The following is a 24,491-nucleotide window of genomic DNA, read 5'->3' on the forward strand; positions in this document are numbered from 1 at the left end:
GGTGCCGACGAAGGAGGCGGGGGTGGAATTTCGTGCAACGCTTCCACCTCCGCCTTTTTCTCATCTCTGCGAAATCCTTCTATTCTCCTTTGATCACTTTTACGGTGTGAGTCTCACTTCCTTTCTCCAAGTGCAATATGTACAATCCCGTACTTAACTGATCGGTATGAAATCCTCCCAAACCTTCATCGTAAGTCACGTCGACCACTTTACCGTACAAATCCGTCAAGTAATAACGATCGAATTCGGCTGCGTCAAAAATCAATTGATCCTTAAACGGATTGGGGTACACGGTCACCGCATCCCTTTCTGCAGCATCGTTTACACCCGTCGGTCCACCATAGTAGATTTTCAAATAAGGTCTGAAGGTTTCCTCAGCTTCATCAGAACTGTATACGCTGAAGGTCACAGCGGCATTGTTGCAGCCCACCGTGGGCGAATAGGTCACAAAACCAAAGTTGTTTCCCTCGGGCGACTTCCAGTAGTTGTACGCATCGGTAATGTTGTATTCCCTGTTTCCAAAGTCATTTGGAAAAGTGATATTAATCGGTCCGTAAAACGGTGTCGGATCTTCCGATGGCAAGTTGGATTGAATCAAGGCCATCTCATCCCAAGGCTCGGTGAGATGATAGAAGTAAAAGTCGGCGTCGCAGTTGGCGTAGCAATACGTGGTATGTGGTAAATGCGTAACTCCGAAAAACACAGAATCCACCTCATCAGGTAAACTGAAAACATCAAAGCGGAAGTACGACTTGTAGTCCGATGTATTGCAATTGCTTCTTGGCGAAGACGCTGAGGCGTAAGAATCTCCGTAATTGTCTCCCGGTGCAAATCGGTTTACCCATGTGTCCTTACCGGCATCGGGTGTACCATTGTCCGTTCCATCATTCAAGCCGGGACCCGGTTGTATAATTAATACATTTTGCTGGCCGTTTGATAGTTGGAATGCAAAGAATAAGGCGAGTAATAATGTGAGCTTCTTCATGGTTTTTTTCTTAAAATTAGTGCCGTCCTCGGACGAGTTCCATGACTTCAGTCACACTAAAAAAGGCTACTTCGGATTAACTTTAGAAGTTCTTTTGTGCCATCATTTCAGCCTTACCCGCCGTAGGCAGGGGGTGTACTTTCGTGTACAACCTCCACCTCTAAGGGAAGAATATTCCTCGCATCCCTTGTTCCCAATCTCATCAAGATTCAAAAGTGTGTGGGCCCGAATCGAAAAGCTGGCCAGCGAAGGCCGTAATTGAAAGATTTGGTAAAAATCCATTGAAGGGGCTTGTCCTGTTGACTCCACTTTTTATCAACCGAGGGCCCGCAGGGAACGAGCTCACGAATTCCGCTGAGAGTTAACATAGGATGATTAACAGAAAGTGGAATATTATTCTCTCCTCACCGAAAGGTGCCGCCAACTTGCCACACCCATAAAAAACCCTGAAATTCGCTTCCTTCTAAAAAAATCGAATGACGCACCTCGACCCTTCCGTTTTTGCCTTCCTCAAGAAGCTGGAGAAAAACAACAACCGTGACTGGTTTGCCGAAAACAAGTCAGAATATGTCGCCGCTCACGAAAACTTCAAGGCCTTTGCCGAAACACTCAATCAGGCCATGCAGAAGCAAGACCACATCGAGAAGATGAAGCTCTTCCGCATTTACCGCGACGTGCGCTTCTCCAAAAACAAGGCTCCTTACAAGAATAGTTTCTCGGGAGGCTTTAGCCGGGCTACGAAGGCACTACGCGGAGGATATTACTTTCATTTGGAACCCGGTGGACGATCAATGGTGGGCGCTGGATTTTGGCAACCCGAGTCGGCCGACCTCAAGCGCATTCGCGAAGAGATAGCAGCCGATGCCACCCCCTTGCGCAAAATCATCAATTCCGCCTCGTTTAAAAAACACTTCGGAACCTTAGAAGGTGCCCAAGTCAAGACCGCCCCAAAAGGATACCCCAAAGACCATCCCGATATTGACCTTTTGCGGTACAAGTCTTTTATCGTCTCCCACCACTTCACCGACAAGGAAGTTACTACGCCCGGCTTTGCCAACGAAATCTTGAAATACTTCAAAGCCACTCGCCCCTTCTTCGACTATATGAGCGAAGTATTGACAACGGATGTCAATGGAGTGTCGCTAATAGACTAATTTTTCCATCCCAAGCCTCAGAAAAACGAACAACGGCTGCAGCGAGTGAAGCGCCATAAGCTCAGGCCGAAATTCGTTCTCGGATTGGATCACAGTCGGAGTGCTCTTCCAATGGAGCTCGTGCTTCCAGGTATACCTGATTGATCTCTTCCCACAATTCCAGAAGCTCGGTGACGAATACAGCGCGCTCAGCAGTACTCAACCGGGTAATCCCGTAAGCCATGGCGATCGAATCGTCTGTGGAAAGCCGCAAGGTAGTATCGCCCGATAGGTCGGTATATTTTGTTGAAGCCACATACCAATCAAAACTAAAGTCCTCCGGACAACCTATCCCAAACTGAACATAGTCGATGGTACTCTCAATAGCGTCCTGCACAGCTTCCAGGGCACTGTGCCAATACAGCAAGTTTTCAAAAGCCATGCCTTTCGGTAAATCAACAGCCTCAGGTTCCTTTAAGATGTCTTTGATCAGCAATGCTAAACCTTTATGATTTTCCATACTGGTTTCGTTTGATTTGATTCAAAATTAAGGAGTATGTGTGTTGTGTATCCTACGCAGGAGTTATGGTTCCATTAGGGGATGGTTGGCCTGTATTAATACGACAATCGGTAAGGGGTAAAAACAAACAAACCCGTTCTCGTTTGAAAGGGTTTGTTTCCATTTTAACCAATATTCTTATAAAGATGCCTTCAATGAAAGATGTCAGAGCAACAATGCATCCTATTCCTACCTTGATTGCAATGCAAAAGTAGAACGATACATGCGGCCTCCAACGCTGCAGGAGAACCTTAACTTAATGATAGCCATAAGGACTGACTGACCTAAGAATAAGGAAACACAGTGGAAACATACGTTTCTTCATGCCCTATCTCATCAAGCTCCAAGAGTGAGTAACAGACACCCCACTGATTGCCCTCAAGCCAAACTGAAGATGCTCGTCGCCTCGCCACACCCTTTATCCCTAAAGGGAGCTACCCACACAAAAGACGAAAATCTACCTTTAAGAAAACACAGCTAACAGCTAACAGCTAGCGACTAGTAGCTAAACCCCCTTAATCTGTACCTTGCGACCCTCAAGCCAAACTGAAGATGCTCACCGCTATCATCATCTGCACCTCCTTACTACTCCTGGCGACGGTTTTACCACTATCGCGGCACCCCCACTGGGTGGTCCGCGCTATGGACTTCCCGCGCTTCCAAATCTTGTTTTTTGCAGCCATCCTACTCGTGGTCACCGCCATTTTTCTCGACCTCGAGTCGATTCTATCGATTCTCTTGCTCGGTCTTACGGTTCTTTGCCTGCTCTATCAGCTCTGGTGGATTATACCGTATACCCCTCTTTGGCCGCGAGAAGTAAAGCCCAGCACCGACCGTGCGATCGACCGAAAGCTCAGCATTCTAACCTCAAACGTCCTCGCTCCCAATAGAAACGCAGCCGCGCTGATCGATCTGGTAAACGAGTACCAACCCGATATTCTCGTCACCTTGGAATCGGACCAATGGTGGCAAGACCAGCTCAAAGTGCTTGAAGATGAGATGCCCCACACCATCCAATGTCCGCTGGACAATCTCTACGGGATGCACCTCTACTCCCGATTGCCCTTGCACGACGGAGAGATCTCCTTTTTGGTAGAAGAAGGCGTCCCGTCTATCCACGTGTCGGTAGAATTGCGATCAGGCGATCGAGTGCGGGCGCATTTTTTGCACCCCGCTCCTCCCAGTCCCACAGAAAACGAAGAATCGACCGAGCGCGACGCTGAGCTCATCATTGTAGCCCGCAGCATCTCAGACAGCTCGCAGCCCGTCGTGATCGCAGGCGATTTGAACGATGTAGCCTGGTCATTCACCACCCGACTGTTTCGCAAGATCAGCGGATTACTCGACCCGCGCATTGGCCGAGGCATGTTCAATACCTTCCACGCGGGCTACCCCCTTATGCGGTGGCCGCTCGATCACCTCTTCCACAGCCATCACTTTACCGTGCGAACCATTAAGCGCTTGCCATCCATTGGCTCCGACCACTTCCCGCTTTTTGCTTCGCTCACCTTCACTCCCGACCAAAAAAGCCACGAGGAAGGCCTCACTGCTGAAACGGAAGACAAGGAGCGCGCCGTGGAAATAACCCGAAAGAAACAGGTGAGTAAGGAAGATGTACCCGAGCCGGGTGAGTGAAAGTTCTTTCATTTTAACTTGATACACTTTCCTGAGTAGTCTCAACTAAAACGATTCATCGCGCGACTACAACCTTCTTCTCATTTAAACAGTCACCATGTGCCACACGTACAATGTATGTGCCTGAGGCCAAGTGTTGCATTTCGTCTATTCGAACCTCAGCACTATGGTAAGTCGTCTCCGGCATCACAACCCTGCCGGTAATATCATAGACCTCTACGAATGAAATTTCATCTCCAAAAGATTCCAGAATTAATGCTCCCTTGGTTGGGTTAGGTTTTGCTAGAAGGGCTTCACAATCATATTCCGGTTCTACCTCAATCGGAGGTTCATCCGTTTCCGGGTCGTCCAAAATATATGCCGGAGTTTGGTCGTAAAATAGGTTACCGAAGTTTGGCAAACCACCTTCACAGCTCCCTGTACCCTCTAGCGATACCGCATCTTGGACGTAATCGCAATTCGTACCCAAGGCGTTGGGCTCATTTATAACCGCCAACCAATTGGTTTCGTATCGGGCCAAATAAATTTTACCATTCGGGGCGAGTTGCAGGGCTGCAGCTGATCCTAGGTAATCGATAAAGGGGGTGGACGTGATCTGAACACGCGAAGCTTGAATTAAATCAGGTTCTCTCTGGCTCAGGTCGAATTGATAAAGATGATTCGGAGAACCTGACGTAACATAGAGCTTAGAATTATCGGGCGAAAAACAAATCCCGTAAGGCCTATTGGGCATTTGCAGTACAAATGATTCCGAAATATTTCCTTCCGTTGGATCAAACCGCGAAATCTCAACAAAACCATCCGAGTGAAAACCCGTCCGTACTGCCGCCGCCAGCATAGAACCGTCAGGGCTAGGCTGCAAATAACCGTATCTCTCTGTATGAATGATACCCGTCGCGTAGGTTGTACACTCACCGATGCCTGATTCTGAAATCGGAAATACGATGTACTCATCAGCGTTAAAGTCGTGAACGATCAACCAAACATTGGGACTATCGGTCTGTTGGACAAAAGTCATCTTTTCTGTAATCCCGTCGCGTAGAAAATTTCCTCGCTGGATCACCTCGCCTCGATTAAAGTCACGTATCATATCTACGATGGCGTAGTCCAGGCCATACATTTCACCAATGTATCGCATCGAAAATACGTAGTACTTATCAGGATCACCGGGCATCGGTGCGATTCCCGTTCCTTGGGTTGCATTTCGGCTATAGCCGTGCAGATTACCATTTAGCATTTCATCGTGATTTCGATTGAATACCTTATTGCCTTGGGAGTAGAACAGCAAATTCCCCTCGCTATCGGAGATCGATGCGCAAGCTTCAATAGAATTTATGGAACTCTCGGCTATGACCTCAGGAGTGCCAGAAGAGAAATTGAGACCCGCCTGAATTCCAAAAAACCAATTGTCCATCTCGCCCTGTGCCATACTGCGACCTGATACTAGCAAGAGTATAAAGAAGAAAACACTCCTCAACTGAATGTGGCTTATATATTTTACTATTTGAGTCACGTTTGCTTCACCATTGGAGCTTACAGAAATCAATTTTTATACCACACTGTTTTTTTAGCCGCACGATGGACACACAGCGGTTTAGCACGGGTCTACAGTCCTGCAGTTTGCACTAAATAGTGAATCCTCTGTGGGTTTGTTTGGGTATTAGAACAATAAGTGGCCGAAGGTTGACATAACCAGCGGAATGGATAGCAAATAGTTTTCATTCCAATAATTGTGACGAAACCGATCTGCCTAACCAAATCCAAAGAAAGGACACTTCGTTGTGTGATGTCCTCCGTGAAAACATCTCCACTCTATTTTATCACGTAGACATCGCTTGCTCTATTCCTTTAAGAAGTGCCCTACTGAGAGTCCGTTCTTTCCGATTGTTTTGATCGTATAAACACCCGACACCAGCGATGAAACATCAACAGTTTTAGACAAATCGGAGCCACCATTCTGAACTTCTAAAACCAGGCGACCTTGCAGATCGTATATTTCGATGACGGAAGTTCCCGAAAGATTATCGACGATGGTAATTCTATCGTTTGCCGGATTTGGATAAATCAATGACTCAGTCACCCCACCTTGCAATTCCACTATACTTGAGCATCCCTCATCTTCAGGAGATAGTACTTCATAGATTCGAGGCGTCTCGGTCTGAGCACAAATCGAACCCAAAGGATCATTCGGATCGCTGAACACAAAACCATAAACCAGATATGTTCCTTCTATTCCCGGATTTGCGATCCCGTTCAGGGTATTGTCAAATTTGTAAACGCGTTGATTAATTATTGTGAAGTAGTCCGGATCCAATGGATTGGTTGGGAAAAATCGCAAGGCATATCCACCCCCCGGAGGGATAACAACCGTATTGGGGAATCTTATAAGAACGGCCGTCGTGTCTCCGGGACAAACCGGATCCTGAAGCCACAAGGTATCGAGGGTTAAAACGTTAATAATAGAGGCATTACAGCAATTACCACCTAGAACAATAACCTGTTGAGTTTGGGTGGTTTCATTCCCGGACTCGTCTTGATACGACCACACGATCTCGTATTCGCCTTCTTCAAAGAAAACTGTTTCATTCTCCGTTTGACCTTGAATAACGCCGGAACAGTTATCGACCGCTGAAGGTATGTTTAAGACTGCTTCACCACAACCAAGAGTTAAGGTCTCCAAACTATCTGCGTCAGGTAGAGGTGGAGATAAATCTACCACCACATAATCCAATGCCACAAATCCCGAATTACCCAATCCATCGAATACATCCAATGTTATCGTTCCTTCCAACTCAGCTACAGAGCCGGGCACCGGGTTTTGGAAAGTGGTAAATCCACTTGATGAAATCGGACAATTGTCTGTTGCGATAACAATACCATCGTCAATCAAATTGGGTATCAAACCATTTTCACAGTTCAATCCTGATTCAAAAACCAATGGAATGTCAGCAGTTACGGTAAGTTGTGGAGCTATATTGTCCAAGGAAAGCGCTGCCGGCTCTGTGAATTCCGTGCTAAATCCATTGCTCACTCTGCAGCGGTAGAACGTCCCACTGTCAAAGAAATCTACCGATGCAATGGTATAGGAGGGCTCATTTGCTTCAAAAAGGTCAAACCACTCTCCATCGAGATTGCTTGATCGTTGCCATTGATATTCTTCAATATTCTCCCCTTCTACACTGAAGGTCACAGAAGAGTTGATGCAGGCATTTTCTTCCGACTCCGGTTGCGAAGTGATGACTATAGGGGCGTTAAAAGCAGGATCAAAACCACACCTGATGGCGGGATTGTCATCACCGAAAACGAACCATCCTTGAGGCCCTCCGGAGAACTCATCAAAATCGAAGAAGGTACCCGAGGTGAATTCAGCATTGCGAACAAGCGGAATAGTGCCGTTTGTCAAAGGTTCAAAAGGAACCAAAACCTCAACTTGATGCAGACCCGAACTCAATTGAACCGAATTGGGCAAATAAACGCGAATCAAATTCAAACTATCTTCAGTAAGATCAGCCTCCTGAACGATGTAATTCACTTCTTCCAAGCCAAAATAGAGTGAGTCAGTTTCACTTGGATCACCGAGCACGTTCGCCCTGCGGATATTTAAGAAAACCTCATTCTCGTTGAATAGTATGTTCACATTTCCATAGGCAAACTCAATATAATTGACCGAATCCGGATTCACTAAATAAAACACCGACCCGTATATTTGATCATCACTGAAGAAGGCCGAAGAGAGATAGGATAAATCGCTGGCTGTGGCCTGATCAAAAAAATTCCCTAAAAACTCATCATTCACTTGAAATTGTTTGGTCTCTGACTGATTATCGACAAGGATTACCTCGTCTTGATCGCAGCTCACCTCGGCGACAACTGAATAGCTTCCGATCAACCCACCTGAGAGAAAAGCCTCGGGTAATACATCTTCTATTTGAAGTGTATCTTCTGCAAGCGTAGGTAAAACAGCTATCGGATCTGACGTAAATTCTTCGATACCGGCAGGAGTGGTTAGGGTGACTGTCATTACAACATTCGTGAGAGGCTCCGCCCCAACATTTTCAATGAAACCCAGGAATGTGAGTGGTCTCACCTGGCTCGTTTTATAATCGGTGTACTCATAATTCTCAGCGGCCAATTCTCCATCATCTCCGGTAACAAAGTCTTCGAAAAGGAGATATGAATCATAGTAGAAATCATTGATGGCCAAATTGAAATCTGCCGTCTCAGTAACTACCAAATCATCTAACATCCAAGCATAGTCGCATGCGCCGTCATATCTGAATCGGAAAAGTACTTCATCAAAACCTCCGGGTAGCGCATTTGGAATCGTCAGGAACAATGGATTCGGCGTTGCTACATTCACATCCAAATCGGTAAACAAAAAGGTCGTTGTCCAGTTTTGGCCGCCATTCGTAGAGTACTGAAAACTGCAGGTACCCTGAAACTGCCTGTAATATGTTTGCACCGTAATATCTGCAAATTCTACATCTGAAAGATCAAGTGGCTGGGCATACTGAATGGTTGCAGTGACATCAAAATCAGCACAGATGGTGTTGGAATCATAAAGTGCAAAACCATTGTCAGCTGTAGTAGATTCTATAGGCCCAATGCTAAACTGGCCCTGAGGCCCATCAAAAGACTGAACCCAAGTTCCTCCGAAGTCGCTGTCCACTATCCATTCAGATACATCCGAAAAGTCAGATTCGAGAAGGACATTCGCCTCGGACTTAGGAATAGCCTGTGATTTAATTTTTTCTGAAACAGCAGGTAAGCTGTTCTTCTCAGGATTTGTTGATGAAATAGTAGTTTGGGCGGAAAGGTCGCTCAGCATTAACGCCATAGCGAAGAAAAGTAAAGATCTCATAGTTGGTTAAATTGATCGTCTGTTAACACTCGAATAACTGAAGGGGAAAGACATTGAAATAGGCTATACCAATCAAATAATAGGCTCACATATTGAAACGGATTTACTCGAAAATACTTTTCTTTTTTCACCTTTCATTTCCATTTTCCTCGCCTTATTCCAATTTTACCTTCGCGTAAGAAACCAGCAGATTTATTCCATCTATGTATCCTGAGACGTTCTGAATAAAATACCCTTTGCCTTATTCAAACTCAGTCTTTCCGACTTTAAGCTGAAACGGAAGACAAGGAGCGCGCCTTGGAGATAGCCCGAGAAAAAGAGGTGAGTAAGGCGGATGTGCCGATGTGACGGTTGTCTACCTAATAGCAGGACCGAGCTAAAAGCTAGTAGCTAAAGGCTAACAGCTAATAGCTAATAGCTAAAGGCTAAAAAAAGGTCCTGCCCTCCAACCAAATGCAATAAACCCAAACACAATTGTCAATTAAACCGCCCTATCCCTCATTAGAGGATCAAGCCGATAGCTCTAACAAAAAGAAGAATGCCCCATACGAAGGAAATGAAGGTTTTCGCGATGGGTGGTTTTTTTGATGATTGAATGGATTAATGGACCTGAATGCTGTTTCCGATTTGATGTATATGCCCCTCTTTTTCCAGTTTGCGCATCAGTCGGCTGATCACTTCGCGCACCGTTCCCAGATCGGAGGCAATCTCCCGATGGCTTATCTTCAGCGGATTCTCATTTTTTAGTTCCACTTCTTTTTTCAGGTAACTGAGCAGACGGGCGTCCAAATTTCTGAACACGTATTGATGCAGCGTGTCGATCAATTCCGTATAGCGCAAGCTGTATTGATCGAGAAACAGCCGATTCATTTCGGGATAGCGCAAAGCCCATTTTGTCACCTTATCGGCGGGCATCAAGAGCAGTTTTGAATCCTCCTCGGCCACGGCCGTTCCGAAAGCCACCTCATCCTTAATGACACAGGTGAAGGACATAACACAACTTTCGGCGGGCCTGATGTAATAGAGCAAGAGGTCTCGCTCTTCAAAATGTGAGGACACTTTGAGCATGCCCGATAGCACCAAAGGAATGAGCTTGACGTATTGCCCGTCGCGGAGAAGTTCCGTGCCTGCCGGTACCTCTTTCTCTATGGAATGCATCAGCACTTCCTTTTTGAGCTCAGGATGAAACGGAAGGTGTATGTCGTTCATAATTGCCTCGAATTTCAAGCAAGATAAATTTCTTCCAGTTAAAATTCAGAACAATCCTTACGGGCCAGGCCCTCTTCCTGCCAAGCCCGGAAAGCATCCCTCAAGATCGTCAGGCCTTACGGCTCTTTACCGAGCAAGTGCTAATGCCAAAAGGCGCATAAAGCGGGCAAAAGCTCACGAGGCTGGTCAGCACAAAGACTGCTCCTAAGATCAATAAGACGAGCCCCACTGTTCCACTGATTACATTGGTAAAATAGAGGGTGGCGATAATGGCTGCAATCGCGATGCGGATCACTTTGTCTGCGGTTCCCATATTCTTTTTCATGACGTTTGGTTTTTAAATTCAATTCAAAGCTAAAGGAGTCCCTTTTGCTATGCAGTAACAATTGTTACCACTCGAAAAATTAATGGCTAACCAGCCCTCAAGAGCCTGTACCGAGCTCGACGAGGTAGGCGGCAATTATTCAGCTTGGAGTGCCGATGAAAACGGGATGTAAAAGAGTGTATAGGGGTGGTGAGGTTTGAGCGAGCTGCTATGGTGGGGTTTGGTTGAGCGCAGAATGGTGTTTGAGTTTATCACGAAATGTGAGTTGGATTTTTGAGGGGGGAAGTCTATATTTGGAGGGAACCAAAACTGATTAAGAAGTGAGATTCGAAATAAAGTTCAGGAATGAAATGAGAAAGGGGTGTTTGACGCCACGTCTTTCAAATATCCTCGCGAGTAACTTATCTGCTAGCAGAGTTGAATAATTTATTCACGGACATAGAATTTCCCGATACACTTAAGTATAGCTCCGACTCGGACAATATCCCATTGGCTTTTTATGAGGAAGCTTTCCCAAAGGCAAAACACATCGATTTACTACTGGGATATTTTAGCACCAACGCGTTTAAAACATTAGCATCCTCATTTGCCGAGTTTATCTACAATGGTGGCACTATGAGAATAGTGACCAACCACTACTTTGCTTTACGCGACAAGGAAGAGCTTTTCGAAAGAGTGGATCTCGAATTTGAAGATCGAGTAATTCCATTGAACGACATAGAGCACCTTCAGCGCACCTTCAGTAAAATTGACCAGCATTTTTTTGACTGCTTACGGTACCTTCAAAAAAAGAACAGGCTTCAAATCAAACCTGTAAAGTTCAACAACGTTGATTTAGCTCACGCCAAGGAAATGATTCTTTCAGATGGCAAAAACTGGATATCAACGGATGGAAGCATAAACTTCACTACCGCTGCCATTTTGAGAAATTCCGAAAGCTTTGAAGTCAATGTATCATGGACGGGAAATACAACTTTCAATGCGCGTATTGATGAAGCTAAACAAAAGTTTGAAGACATCTTCAACGGTAAGCATGGGCAATACAGGCATTTAAGTTCCGATGAACTGGAAGTTGTCATTCAAAAAACAGGTCAGAATAAAGAGTTGGACGAGTTACTTGAGGATTCGATCGAGCTCAATCAGAACTCAAGTTACGGAGCAAAGGTGGCCGCTCTTGTTGAAAAGAAGAAAAAACGGTTTGACTACTATGTGGCGGATATCAAAGGTTTACCCCGCTTTCCTTTTAAAGATGGCCCCCGAGATTATCAGGCTGAAGCTTATGAAGCTTGGAAAAAGAACGGCTACTCCGGTGTCTTTGCTATGGCCACGGGTACTGGAAAGACGATTACTTCGCTGAATTGTTTGTTGGAAGAATATCAAAAAACGAAAGTATATAGGGCAATTATAACGGTCCCGACAACTGCATTAGTTGAACAGTGGAAACAAGAATGTGCGAAGTTTAACTTCAAAAACGTAATTTCAGTTAGTTCGAAAGTGAAATGGGATAACAATCTTGCCTTTTTTAACACTGCTTCAAAGCTAATTGAACCCTCATATATTGTAATTGTAACCTATGCGTCATTAACACGGCGCAAATTTCAAAGCTTCTTTAAGAAACTTCCAAATGACACTATTCTAATTGCGGATGAAACTCATAATCTCGGGTCAAAAGGAATCTTGAAAATTCTGCCAAAAATCCATCTTAAGAAACGTATAGGGTTATCCGCCACCCCACACAGGAAGTTTGATGAAACAGGAAATAAGGCCATTGAAGAATTCTTCAGTGATGAGCCTCCGTACATTTTATCGTATTCTATGGAAGAAGCGCTCAATATTGGATGGCTCTGTAGGTACACATATCATCCGCATATAGTTAGGCTTACAGTTCAAGAAATGAAGAAGTACAAGGATTTATCTCTACAGTTACTCAGGATGGGCATGTTTGACAAATCAACAGGTGCTTTCAGAAGTACTCCCGAGATTGAGAAAAAACTTTTAGAAAGAAAACGCATCATTCATAAAGCACTAAACAAATTAGATTCATTTAGGTCCATTTTAAAATTTGAGTTCGAAAAGCGAAAGAACTTGAAGTATACCTTAGTATATGTACCAGAGGGTGTTGAGTCTGATTTTGCCGAAATGGATTTTACAGTTGAAACTGAGGATGAAAAAAGACTGATTAACGAATATACAAAGGCTGTCAGCAGCACTGATGATTCCGTGATGGTGAAACAATTTACATCCAACTCGACAAATAGAGACGATATCTTGAAGGACTATGAAAATGGGAGAATCCACGTTTTGACTTCAATGAAATGCCTGGACGAAGGTGTTGATGTACCGCGATCAGAGTTGGCAATTTTTTGCGCAAGTACGGGTAATCCAAGACAGTTCATTCAAAGAAGGGGAAGGGTTTTAAGGCTCCACGATGATAAGATACATGCTACCATCCATGATTTAGTAGTCGTTCCCGAAATAAGCTCTGAAGAAAACACATTTGAAATGGAAAGAGGGTTAGTTCGAAAAGAACTTGAAAGGGTTGTTGATTTTGCACATTTGGCGATGAACAAGACTGAGACATACGAAACGTTTAAGAAAACTCTCGATTACTACAGCTTAAATTTGAACGATATATAACATTCCTATGGCAAGAAAAGACAATATATTTAAAAGCTTTTTAGAGCACGAGCTTATTTATACCAAGTATAATCTACAGGACACTGAATTACCAAATACGGTTAGAGAAGCCTTAAACTCTGATACACCAATAGTTAAAGCTATTGCTCTAATAGTCGATAGTTTAGAAAAATCTCCATCATCAACGGATAATGAACTAAGAAACATTATTCTTCAGTATTTAAACACCGCGATATGATAATTAAAAAGATCCAAATTGAAAACTATCTCTGCTACTACGGTTTAAATTCTTGCCAGTTCGAAGATGGTCTCAATATTGTCTTAGGAGAAAATAATGAAGGAAAGACTAAATTCTTCGAAGCTATCGATTGGTTGTTCACAGGACAAAACGAAGATTTAGGCACATTGGCATCTGCAAAAAAAATAAAAGAAATATCTCCAGGTGATGGTTTTAGAGTTAGCGTCTCAATGATTGTTCATCAATTTGACTCCGAATTTAAAATTACACGAAGTTTCGCTGTTCAGAAACAATCCGAAAATAAAATTGAAACATCAAACTTGATCTTTGAAGGGGAAGAAACTGATTTTAATACGGGTCAGAGAGAACCCAAAAATGCTCAAATCTTGCTAAATAGAGTCTTCCCTCATCAAATTCGAAGATATTCAATGTTCAAAGGGGAAACTCAATTAAATATTTTCGAAAATGATGAAGCATTATCAAACCTAATCAATCTCTTTTCTGAGGCTAGACACTTTGATAAATACACAGAGAAAATAAGCTTTTTAAGAGAGAAAGCCGAAAAGGCTGTAGACACTTCAACGAAACAAAATCAAAAAAATCAACGAGAATATCAAAATCTAGAGAGAGATATCCAAATACTTCAAAAAGAGAAAAAAGAGAAGTTGATTTTTCGAGATTCAACGGAAGAGGAGATTTCAAATCTTGAAAAGAATATATCAGAGGCAGAAAAATACGTTGATAATGCAAAAGATCTTAAAATAATTAATGAAAGGATTCAAAAAACAAAAGAGAAAATATCCTCCCTTAACTCTATTATTGATGAGAACTTCACCCAATCACTCTTCGACGAAAGTTGGATATTAGTCAATTTTGAACCTTTTCAAAAAGAGTTTAGCAAAAAAATCACCACACATAGTCAGGAGAGGAGAAAGCTTCAATCTGAATTTGATAGGCTCAAGGGAATAAAAGAAGGTGAGAAAAAAGCTAAGGAAGAGTTATTGAATAATGCTGTTCCTCTCCCCATTGGCGTTCCATCTAAAGATCACATGGAAGAAATGCTTAAAGATAAAGTCTGTAAAGTGTGTAATACACCTGCACCAAAAGGATCAAAGCCTTATAAATTTATGGCTGAAAGACTCAAAGACTATTTGTCTAGCCAAGATATTACAACAGATAATTCCGAGACCCAAGAGGATCTATTCAAATACGATTATACGAATAGACTTGACAATTTAAAAATAAGTCATGAAGACAACTTGAAAAACTATAGGTTAATTAAATCAAAAATTGGTGAGCATTTTGAATTCAACTATAAACGAAAAAAAGAAATTGAAAAGTATGAAAATCAGCTAAATAAGGAAAAAACAGAAAGAGAAAGAATCCTGGGTAACTCTAAAATAGGTGATGAAGAAACTCTAATAGGCGTTTTTAAAAACTATACTTCTTGGCAATCTGATTTAAATTCTGCAAAAAAAGATCAGATAGAAATTCAGGGAGCACTCGCAGACATTTCAGAAAAACTGAATGCTAAAGAAGAAGAGAAAAATAAAATAGATTTAGACTCGGCCAGCTCATTTCTCATAAACACCAGAAATATACTTCGGGACATAGAGACAATAATAATCGAAACGAAGAATAGAAAGTTCGACGAGTTTATAATTAGTTTAGAAACTAAATCAAATAAGTTTCTCAATAATATTAACGTCGAAGCTTTTACTGGTCAGATTAAGTTTACAAAACGAAAGCTTGGTGAGACTAAATTCAAAATAGACGTCTCGCTTATTGAAGAAGGAGGTAGATACTTTGTACCTGGTACCGCTGTGAGAACCTCCATGAATATTTCAATCCTGCTGGCAATTTCTGAATTGGCGCATGAGGTCAGAGATGAGACATACCCGATGATTTTTGATGCTCCAACTTCATCATTTGGTGAAACCAAAACTGGTGACTTTCTAAATTTAATCTACAAAACTACCAACCAGAAAATCATCTTTTTGAAAGACTTTATTGGCTCAATCAGAAATCCCGATGGCACTGTTAAAGACCTGTACATAAAGGGAGAGTTTAATTCTATTCAAAGAGAAAAAGCTTTTTGGGTTAAACTTGAGCGGCCGTTCAATAAAAAAGACCTATCAACTTTAAACACAGAAATAATTCCGTTATAAAATGAATAATCTATTTGATAAATGGAAAACTAGAATTCCAAAATATAGCGAGATTCACAAGGAATTATTTAATTCTTTATCTCAAAAAGGTGGAGCTGAAGGTGAAAAGAAAATAAATCTTGGAAAGCACTTTAGCACAAACTACGAACTTTACACATATGCCTTTTTCTTAGGTCTATATAACAGCGAATTTGCTCCCATTCCTAAGACAGAAAAGAAAACTGATTTCAGCCATCATATTCAGCACTGGGGCAGCAAAACAACTATTTCAACTCGTAAGGATTTTACGAACCTTCAAGAGAATATGTTTATTGCTGTTATGGCAAAAACAGACATTGATTTAATCGCCCTAGAAAAAGGTGAATTGGATGAAGATGATGCAGTAAAGTCTTTAATAGCAACTATGGAGGCTTATACCAATGGTGGCCTCATCTTGATCACGGAAAAAATAGAAGATAATCCAAACTATTTTCTTCAATCGACATCATTTTTGGATATGATTTTAGAATCGAAACATGTGTAAAACAGTTTGAGGGAATCTATTATTAATTGACGGATGCAGCCTTATTCTCTTTTCAAAATCGGATATTAACTTTACTGCATTAGAGAAAATTAAAAACGACGACGTCAAAAAAAAACTCACCAAACTACGTGGATTATTAGAAGCATATGCAAACGGAGGTTTTGATCTAATTCGATCTAAGAAAGAAGATGATCCAGCTTTCTTTAGTGAGAATGAGAATTGTTTTTTGGATATGTTGGATTAGCCCTTACTCAGACGGGCAATATCGGATTCTAATTCCTTAATTCTATTCTCTAAATGCTCATCAATTTTGCTCGGAAAAGTATACTTTCCTATTGTATCAATATCTCCGCTAAGTTTACCTTCTGTCGCAAGTCTAAGAAGCCTATAATGCGTTGTAAGTCTTGGCAACAAGTCATTTCTGATAGATTCGTCATCTATTAGACCCGCATTCCTGTGAATGAACGATTCACATTCCTCTCCGATGCGGATGATCTCATCCAATAGAACCGCTGTATTTCCCGTAAAGGACTTTCCCTCAAGCAAATATTTCAAGGTTGATGTAAATTCAGAATCCTCCTTCAAACAATTCTTTCTGAACTCTACATAAAGTGCATAGCTCTTTTTCCTTAATTGATAGAAGGGAGCATAGAATTCATTCAGCTTTTTTGAGACAGACCTTAACTCTCTTTCGTTTTTCGCCGCTTTTAGCGGCTTAGAGATTTGCATGTATGCTAATACATAACCTCCAATTCCAATAAGGAATGTAACCAGAGCCGGGAGAAGCCCAACCCAATCAAATGACTCCTCTGGATAAGGAGCGCAGCATACCAATACCATCTTCTATTTTGTTAAAGTAAATATCTGCAACAGACTGAATGAACTTATAATTTCTTTCAAACGCCTGATCTTTAGGTGATCTTTCATCAACTAGTATTACAGTTTTTCCAAGAGCTTTAGCGAATCCAACTTCAAGCGAAAGTCCATAACCAGAAGGATTTGATTCTTCCATGTACCCGAACAGTATGTCGCAATTCTTTACATAGTGCATATCCCATATTGTGTATTCATCCACTGAATCCAATAGGTGACTGCGAGGATCAAAAAAGGTAAACTCACCATTAAATTTCGAGACAACATCGTCTTGCCAACCTGTTGTCATTCCGCCTGCTAGATATACTTTATTCTTCATGACTTAAACAAAACAAGCCACACAACTTTCCCCTTCCGTATCATCTAAAATATCGATCAGGTAGTTGGAGTCTTTGGATTTATTTTTATTGCTACGTTTGATGTGATCCATTTTGATTTGTTCCAATCGTCTTGGCTGGATCAAATCTTCTAAAGATTCATCTTGATTCCACGTGAATCCTTCATCAATTTTCTCGTAGTGCTGCGCCTGTACAAACAGATCGGGATGTTGCTCGTAAAGCCAAACCCATTCGATCTTTTGCTGAAAGAAACAGAAGAAGCATCCTGAACGGCTTCGTGCATATTCCCCTTTTTCTCCATTTACCTCAAACTCCACTTTCTTGTAATATGCAGGAACACCAACCCCTGAATCTTCCAGTAATTGAAAAATATCTGCTCTGTTAAGATTGTCCTCGTTTTCCAGAAGCGGAAAGTCAGACTCTTTAGCCAGCGGATAGCTTGTAGACTTCAGCCAGTCAAATGTCACACGGTTAAATAAGGCCGTACCTCTATCCAATAAGAGATTCTGTTTCTCACCAAATGCACGCTTATTCTGTTGGTGGTTCTTGGCTTCCAGTAAAAGCTCATTTTCTACGAGCTTGACAATTCTGTCTAGCTCCTTCCCTGAAGTATGGTTAGCGTAGATTTCTTTAACCAAATCCCGATTTCCATTAGCCAAAAGTTTGCGTACTACATCCTCTGACCAAATATTTCTGCGAAATGGGAATATCGACTGGATATTGTTCTTTTTGGAAATGTAGCCTTCTCGGTCTTCGTCCCCTCGAATTCCTACGTAGGAAACAACCGGATCATTGCCAACAAATTTTTCAAAGGGGTCAAGTTTCATTTGCTTGGTGCACCAACGTGCTACGGACGAAGGAAGGTAACCGCGGTAGGCCTTGTAGTAATGGTCAAAAGGATTCTCATCGGTTTTCTCAGCATCTTCTGATTTCAGATGCGTTACCTTCTTTCCCAGATAGATTTCAAGGTTCTCTATAAGCTGATAGGTCTCATCAAGTTCTTTTCCCGTATCACAGAAGTAGTAGACCAAATCAAGCTGTGGATATAGCTTATTCAAATATATGGCTAGGGCGGCGCTGTCCTTCCCTCCCGAAATACCTATAACATGTTTCAAATTACTCATCGATTCACGTTTTACTCAATAGACGGCTCAATATAGCCAATCTTAAGTTTTTATTCTTTCCGAGTATCTTCTCTATTTCAGCTGCTTCTGAATCCACCTTTTGAATTTTGTCTTTTGGAATGCGCACGTTGGTACTCACCAGACCTGCTTCATTAGTGATGTCCAATTTGATCAACTGATCGCCATCTTCTGCTTTGAGTTTATGCAAAGTTTGAAGATTGTCCAGTTCTTTTACCATATGCGACAACTTGTCCAGCAATATGCCTTCTTCACTGTCATCAATGGTATTGAGCGGCTTTGATAGTAAGGCCTGGCCAATGGAAGCAAGCCAACTGTCACGATCATTCAATGGCGAATTTATTCTCGCTGCAAAGACTTTTTGCTTTGGCAAAAGCTTGTGCTCTTTTATCCCTGCATACCGTTTGACAAGAATCTTCTTGTAATCGGGAAATTCTGACTTTTTACCAATAACCTCTTTGGTCAAGTAAATCTCAATGCGGTTCAATAGTTCAGCATAGGCATTCTTGATCTCGTCTATTGCTTCGTTGAGCTTTACCGCAAATGATGCAAGCGCATCATCCGAATTGCCCAACTCATTCAAATTCATTTGAAGCGCATTGGGAATGTCTTGAAAAAACGTTTGTTCAGGATCTTGAGCTTTCACAATTGCACCTCTTAAATCGAGTGCTTCTTTAGAAAGACGCATTGTCTTTTTCGCATAGCTATCAAGGTTTTTGTAAAACACCAGAAACGGTCGAACACTTTCGATAAACCCTGAATTATCCAGCTTTTGCAAATTATCTTGTTGCAAGAACTCCCTGTATCGATTGAATACTTTTAATCTGATACCGGAAATCGCAAATGCTTTAACTTCAAAAAGCTTTGGTTGACGCGTGATGATGTAGAGCACAGCATCATTTATTTGTGGCGTAAATCGACCATCTTCATAGAGCGCAAAATCACCTCGCTTTGCAAAAAGAAAAAGAGGTACCCAAAAATCTATCAAGCCTTGTTTCAGCTTGAACGGTTTATTTTGAAGAATTTCATACAAGTCCAGAATACTTCGTTTTTCCTCTGAAGCACTAGCCAGAAATTCTTCGCATACCTTCCAAATCTGATCAAAGCCGTTTCTTGCAGATGGTGGTACAAGTTCCCAACTCCCATTCTCAAGGACGTGCATCCCATTATCAGCAATAAGACTCTTGTAAATGGTTTTTTCCGGAGGGAACTTATCCTGTTCAAAACCAAAATCTTCTTCCTGCCAATTCTCGGTCAGGTGTTTGAAAAAGTTTTTACGAGCGGTATGTATGGAAGTAGAAATCTTGTGCTTGTTCAGCAACTCATTATTGAACACAGGCGCTGCATTGTACTTTGAGTCGCAGATTTCAGAAAGTACTGCATTCAGCTCTTTGGCACTTTTAATGGAATCTCTCTCCGATCCGGCATAAAACCATCTAACCTTTTCTGAATAAAGAGAACCAATTACTTCATGACTCAATAGCTTTTCGTTCGCTTGAATGATTCGTTCAAATTCTCGTTTGGCAACATGGTCGTCTTGGTTGTCATTCAGAACTTTTTTGGTTTTTCTAATTTCATACAGATAATCCTTGATCGCCTTAGAATTCGAGAAGTAACCATACAGAACAGCTTCCTCTGAATTTGATGAAATCTCTTTGAGCTCATCAATATTTAGATCATCAGAAAAAATGAGATTGATATAACCGTCAATAGCTCCCGTTGGAACTAAGGCTTCATTGGGAGTATTGGAAATTTCAAAGGCAAACAACCTTGGAGTTCCCCTCTTGTAGCTCACAGCTTTCGCCTGTAGAACGGGGAAGTCGAAATGTTCTTTCAGATTGGAAACGACATCGAAATTTCTGTCGACTGCTTCTTCTGCTTGAGTTAACTCTAGGTCAAAATCAACATCAGTGCCCTGAAGGATTTTAAATGATTGATCAAATTTGGTAAACTTGATAATCTTCTTCTGAATGAGTCCTTCAGTCGCTTTATCTATTTCGGCGCTCTTGTACGTTTTGCTCAAATATGTTCTTAGGAACTCTTGGTCTACCTGGCTGCTTTTGGCACTGAAAACTTGGAGTAAAGAGATCGTCTTCACTATCCTTTTCGCACACTCAATTTGTTTCGTGGGCATGAGTTCACAACGCTCTTCCGCATCTCGAAAAGCTTCCCAATTCTTGTAGTGCTTGTTGCTGTAAGGTGATTGTAAAAGAGAATAAAAAGAGTTGAGCAAGTAGTCATATACCGCAGCAACATCCACCCAATCCGTTTGTGTTAATTCACTTTCCAAAAAGGTGAAAAGGGATCGTTCATTCTGACCATAGTCTTGTAATGCCTTGGTCAATACAGCTGCTGAAATGATGTCAAGTGGAGACAGAGAAGCCTCGACTTTTTCAACTTCCTCCATATCAAAAGGCAGAATATGCTTTGCCTTTGCCAGTTTTGAAAAGTTATGATTACCCTTTGATTTCCCACCTAGCTTTTGCGAAGCGAGATAAAGCAATTGCTCAACAGGCTCATTGAAAGTAAGCTCCTGAAATCTACCTTTCACCTTGCGCCACTCTCGTTTCTGAACGTCGTTCGCTATTTGAGCCGAATAGCCTTCAAAACTCTGATGAAGCGTAGTGAGGAGTAGAATATTTTGGCTGTCGGTACTTACGAATTCCGCGAGTTGCTGAAGAAAGTATAGTTCCTTGTCAGGGTTATTCTTTGAAGCGTACTCTAAGAATTTCCCGAACTCATCTATATAGATCAAAAGCAAATCGGATGATCCCGCTAACTCAAAGAGAGCATCAAATATTTTTTGATTCCCTTCAAAATCCTCTTTGATATCCAATAAGTCATGCATGTATTGGATCAGCGATTGGTACTGTCCGACAATGCGTAAGGTTTGCACCTTTTTTGGCTTAAAGCCGAGATCAATTGGAAGCTTTCCTTTACCACGAATGCTTTTATCCAGTTCCAAGACGAAAGATGACTTTCCCGTTCCATAGGAACCAATCATAGTAAACGCATGCATTCCCTTCTTGAAATCATGCCCGATTTGACCGGCAATCTTTTCCGAGTTTGGCGTAAGGATGTAATTAAAATCCTTGTTCTCGTCGCGAATTATATTGATCGAGGGGCTAAACTTATTTGCCATAATAATCCTCCAATATTTTTTCTTGTTTCAAAACCTTCTTGAACTGCAACTCGCGCACTCCTGCCTCGTTGCTAAAAATTACGCCGTATTTAAGCTCACTCGAAATTCTTTCCAATGCTTCGGTCAGGCCTTCTCGACTTAATGCGAACACAGACCCAATTCCGTTAGGCTCGTTATATAGTTTATCAAAAGAAATGGACACCTCTCCCGGGTTTTGCGCTATGATACCATACAACAGAATATGCAATGGTATTTCATTTCTTGACTGTCGCTCAATCAGCAAAACATCCTTGGCTCTTGCTTTGCCTTCACTGTCAAGAAAGGTTTTCTTTAATTGCTTGATCAGATTGAGTTCGGTTAAAATACCAGTGAAACTATCTTCAATATCACTTGATTTAAAATCAGCATAGTATGTTTTGTAGAAGACAGTGAAATCCTTCTTGAGCGTATTCTCGTTGTAATCCCCTTTTCTTGTAGATATAAATTTGGTGTAAGTATCAGCATCGAATTCAGGTCTCTCTCTAATCAGTTCATTAAAGATTATCGAAAAAGTCGGCGCTCTTTCACCCGTCACCAGTTCATGATGTAGTAGCCAAAGGCTTCCAAAATCTTCTAAATAAGGATCCCAGCCATTGTCTGAAAGCAATTTCTCAGCTATGCCGGTCGGGCTGTTGTCTTTGTCAATTACACCAAAACATTTGGCCCAATAGCGAATGGCTGTGACCATGTTCTTTCCAACTCCTAGTTCAAGAACTGCCTCATCATTGTTAAAGTCATGTCCATTCTTCGTGAAATCATACGCCTTCTTTAGCCAGAACTGCCTGCAATGGAAGGTATCATGGCCAGAAAATATAAGTGTCTCCATTATCCAATATTAGTAATTCTATTCGCTTCTCTTACTCAAAGTTTTCACTCTATTCTCACAGAGTAGTTAACAACTTGAGTTAGTGAAAAACAATGGATGCGAAAGAACGACTGATGAACGTAATCTATTTACGTCTCCTCATCATGTAGCAAAAATGCTAGTAACAACAACAGTTTTTACGGGGCTTTTCCCTTATCGCGACGTAGTTTAAAGAGGGCTTCGATCACCGGTCGAATATAAACCAAAATAGATTTGGTTCAGAGTCATTATTGCTTTCCGCCGTGTTTGTTTTTAAACTCCATCTGTCTCAACCTCACCTTCACCACATTGGTAGTTCTTTCCAGCACAGCGGCTATTTCCTCGAATGATTTCCCTTTTTGGTGGAGATTCCACATCGCTTTTAATTCTGCTTCCTCCCAAGGGCTTCCTGATCTGACGGGGTTAACGTCCACTCTCGGTGCAACCTCTTCCTGAATCGGGAGCGGATGCAGTTCGCGGTATACAAGGGTTAACTCGTCAATAAATTTACCGAGTACTGTTTCATCCAAGCTTATTTGGCTTTGCGCAAATTCATTGCCTTCTCTCCTGCTTTCGGTAATGGTCAATTTTCCCTCTCTGCCTTTCTTGCTTTCAAAATCAAAATAGTAGGTGCAGTTGGGCGCCATCAGCTGTGAGTTGATCTTTTTGTCTGCCATGGGTTGTAGCGTTTTGGTTCAACTCAAATATGGCGAAAAAAAATGTGACGAGATGAATCACTATTTCGGTAAGCCGCTAACCGTTGATCAGCGCTTGCAAATGACCCATTGATTTTGAAAAAGAAAGAGATGGGGTTGGGTATTTCGTAGTGCGTAGTTCGGAGTGCGGAGTTCTTAATGGTATTGGGATGATCCACCTCCGTGTTCAGCTCCGCAGGCTCCGCTGAATCCACCTGAGTTACTTGCTTCGCTGCGTGAGAACGCTTCGCTTAGTTCTCCATGGGAGGAGGACATTCATTGACTCAAATTTTGGTATTAGATTCACTCTGCAGCATTAGGTTAAAAGCCGCGATGGATATCCTGCTCCCATCGAGGGTAATGTCCCACAATAAGGCAAAACGACTTTTTACGTCATCCATAAGCCTCCTTTTTCGACTTGCGCTTCACAGTATTTACCGTAATAATACCGCCAGGCACACTTCGGGAAGGAAGATTTATCATTGATGGAATATTGATTTGATTCCAGGATATATAAGTGCGCGGGCCCGAACCGAAACGCGGGCGTGTGACAGCTGTGAACTGAGAATTGCGTAAAAATCTAGCGAAGGGGCTTGTCCTTTCGGTTACAAACCGACTACTTCGATTAGATTTTAGCCATTCTCAGGAGCGGGAGGAAGCATTTTTCGGTTCTTGATCTTTTACTCGCTTAAATTAGTTTTTAATTGTGCTCGTGAGACCGCTCTGCTTAGTTGTTCCTTTTATATCAAGGTAAAAGGAAAGGAAAATTTGAATCTTAAAATCGATTTGAATATTTGCCACAATGTGGGTCATCACATCATGACAGGTGGACAGTCAAGGACTCAAATTTTGGTGGTGGTTTCAGTAATTCGTCCCAATAAGAATGAATGGTTTTACTTTCCTCCAAAACGCCTTCTTCTTCAACCCAAAAAATCCTTCCCCCACCCAAAACGAACTTTTTTTGGTCAAAACAAAGCTTGTTTTAGTCAAAGTCATCCTTTTTATAGTCAAAACCAATCCTCTTTTGGGTAAAAAAATGGTGTTTTTAGTCAAAGCAGACTTTCTTTTAGTCAAAACGAAGTCTGTTTTGGTCAAGAAAATTCTCTTTTTAGTCAAAAACAGATTGTTTTTGGTCAAAGTGAACC

The 24,491-nt window shown here is 41.9% G+C and carries 18 protein-coding genes; 6 read left to right on the forward strand and 12 right to left on the reverse strand.

All coding sequences use genetic code 11. The features are described from left to right. Positions 1-79: 79 nt before the first annotated feature. On the reverse strand, positions 80-985 hold the full coding sequence (locus tag O3Q51_09710) for a DNRLRE domain-containing protein (GenBank protein MCZ4409085.1): 906 nt from the start codon (positions 983-985) through the stop codon (positions 80-82). A 476-nt stretch (positions 986-1,461) separates the two neighbouring features. On the opposite strand from O3Q51_09710, the gene O3Q51_09715 reads away from it, so the two are divergent. After that, on the forward strand, positions 1,462-2,139 hold the full coding sequence (locus tag O3Q51_09715; GenBank protein ID MCZ4409086.1) for a DUF2461 domain-containing protein: 678 nt from the start codon (positions 1,462-1,464) through the stop codon (positions 2,137-2,139). Positions 2,140-2,200: 61 nt separating this feature from the next. On the opposite strand, the gene O3Q51_09720 is transcribed toward O3Q51_09715, so the two are convergent. After that, positions 2,201-2,638 (reverse strand): hypothetical protein, encoded by a 438-nt coding sequence (locus O3Q51_09720; protein ID MCZ4409087.1) that lies wholly within the window; start codon positions 2,636-2,638, stop codon positions 2,201-2,203. A 681-nt stretch (positions 2,639-3,319) separates the two neighbouring features. Between O3Q51_09720 and O3Q51_09725 the strand changes: the two genes are divergently transcribed. Then, on the forward strand, positions 3,320-4,312 hold the full coding sequence (locus O3Q51_09725) for an endonuclease/exonuclease/phosphatase family protein (GenBank protein ID MCZ4409088.1): 993 nt from the start codon (positions 3,320-3,322) through the stop codon (positions 4,310-4,312). A 55-nt stretch (positions 4,313-4,367) separates the two neighbouring features. Here O3Q51_09725 and O3Q51_09730 read toward each other — a convergent pair whose 3' ends face one another. From O3Q51_09730 to O3Q51_09745, 4 genes are all read right to left on the reverse strand, one after another. Continuing rightward, positions 4,368-5,741 (reverse strand): T9SS type A sorting domain-containing protein, encoded by a 1,374-nt coding sequence (locus tag O3Q51_09730; GenBank protein ID MCZ4409089.1) that lies wholly within the window; start codon positions 5,739-5,741, stop codon positions 4,368-4,370. A 411-nt stretch (positions 5,742-6,152) separates the two neighbouring features. Beyond that, positions 6,153-9,173 (reverse strand): T9SS type A sorting domain-containing protein, encoded by a 3,021-nt coding sequence (locus tag O3Q51_09735; GenBank protein MCZ4409090.1) that lies wholly within the window; start codon positions 9,171-9,173, stop codon positions 6,153-6,155. A gap of 600 nt (positions 9,174-9,773) precedes the next feature. Beyond that, positions 9,774-10,382: a Crp/Fnr family transcriptional regulator gene (locus tag O3Q51_09740; protein MCZ4409091.1), complete on the reverse strand. Its 609-nt coding sequence runs from the start codon at positions 10,380-10,382 to the stop codon at positions 9,774-9,776. Between the two features lie 109 nt (positions 10,383-10,491). Next, on the reverse strand, positions 10,492-10,707 hold the full coding sequence (locus O3Q51_09745) for a DUF2892 domain-containing protein (protein MCZ4409092.1): 216 nt from the start codon (positions 10,705-10,707) through the stop codon (positions 10,492-10,494). An 852-nt stretch (positions 10,708-11,559) separates the two neighbouring features. Here O3Q51_09745 and O3Q51_09750 point away from each other — a divergent pair. The 4 genes from O3Q51_09750 to O3Q51_09765 are packed head-to-tail and all read left to right on the forward strand — an operon-like array spanning position 11,560 to position 16,273. Then, positions 11,560-13,344 (forward strand): DEAD/DEAH box helicase family protein, encoded by a 1,785-nt coding sequence (locus O3Q51_09750; protein MCZ4409093.1) that lies wholly within the window; start codon positions 11,560-11,562, stop codon positions 13,342-13,344. 7 nt (positions 13,345-13,351) lie between these two features. Beyond that, on the forward strand, positions 13,352-13,582 hold the full coding sequence (locus tag O3Q51_09755) for a hypothetical protein (protein ID MCZ4409094.1): 231 nt from the start codon (positions 13,352-13,354) through the stop codon (positions 13,580-13,582). Continuing rightward, complete coding sequence (locus O3Q51_09760; GenBank protein MCZ4409095.1) at positions 13,579-15,750, forward strand: AAA family ATPase; 2,172 nt, start codon at positions 13,579-13,581, stop codon at positions 15,748-15,750. Before O3Q51_09755 ends, O3Q51_09760 begins: the two co-directional genes overlap by 4 nt. A 1-nt stretch (position 15,751) precedes the next feature. Next, positions 15,752-16,273 carry a hypothetical protein gene (locus O3Q51_09765; protein MCZ4409096.1) on the forward strand — a complete coding sequence of 174 codons (522 nt, stop codon included), beginning with the start codon at positions 15,752-15,754 and terminating at the stop codon, positions 16,271-16,273. 240 nt (positions 16,274-16,513) lie between these two features. On the opposite strand, the gene O3Q51_09770 is transcribed toward O3Q51_09765, so the two are convergent. The 6 genes from O3Q51_09770 to O3Q51_09795 form a co-directional block, all read right to left on the reverse strand. Then, on the reverse strand, positions 16,514-17,113 hold the full coding sequence (locus O3Q51_09770) for a hypothetical protein (GenBank protein MCZ4409097.1): 600 nt from the start codon (positions 17,111-17,113) through the stop codon (positions 16,514-16,516). Then, entirely contained in the window at positions 17,070-17,465 is a 396-nt protein-coding gene (locus O3Q51_09775) for a hypothetical protein (protein MCZ4409098.1), read from the reverse strand. Before O3Q51_09775 ends, O3Q51_09770 begins: the two co-directional genes overlap by 44 nt. 3 nt (positions 17,466-17,468) lie before the next feature. After that, positions 17,469-18,608 (reverse strand): phosphoadenosine phosphosulfate reductase family protein, encoded by a 1,140-nt coding sequence (locus O3Q51_09780; protein MCZ4409099.1) that lies wholly within the window; start codon positions 18,606-18,608, stop codon positions 17,469-17,471. 4 nt (positions 18,609-18,612) lie between these two features. Further along, positions 18,613-21,768: a hypothetical protein gene (locus tag O3Q51_09785; protein ID MCZ4409100.1), complete on the reverse strand. Its 3,156-nt coding sequence runs from the start codon at positions 21,766-21,768 to the stop codon at positions 18,613-18,615. Then, positions 21,758-22,633, reverse strand: a complete 876-nt coding sequence (locus O3Q51_09790) for a DUF4007 family protein (GenBank protein MCZ4409101.1) — start codon at positions 22,631-22,633, stop codon at positions 21,758-21,760. The genes O3Q51_09785 and O3Q51_09790 overlap by 11 nt, the downstream gene beginning before the upstream one ends. A gap of 266 nt (positions 22,634-22,899) precedes the next feature. Further along, positions 22,900-23,328 carry a hypothetical protein gene (locus tag O3Q51_09795; GenBank protein ID MCZ4409102.1) on the reverse strand — a complete coding sequence of 143 codons (429 nt, stop codon included), beginning with the start codon at positions 23,326-23,328 and terminating at the stop codon, positions 22,900-22,902. Positions 23,329-24,491: the final 1,163 nt, after the last annotated feature.

The sequence above is a fragment of the Cryomorphaceae bacterium 1068 genome, assembly GCA_027214385.1.
Classification (GTDB): Bacteria; Bacteroidota; Bacteroidia; order Flavobacteriales_D; family Cryomorphaceae; genus JAKVAV01.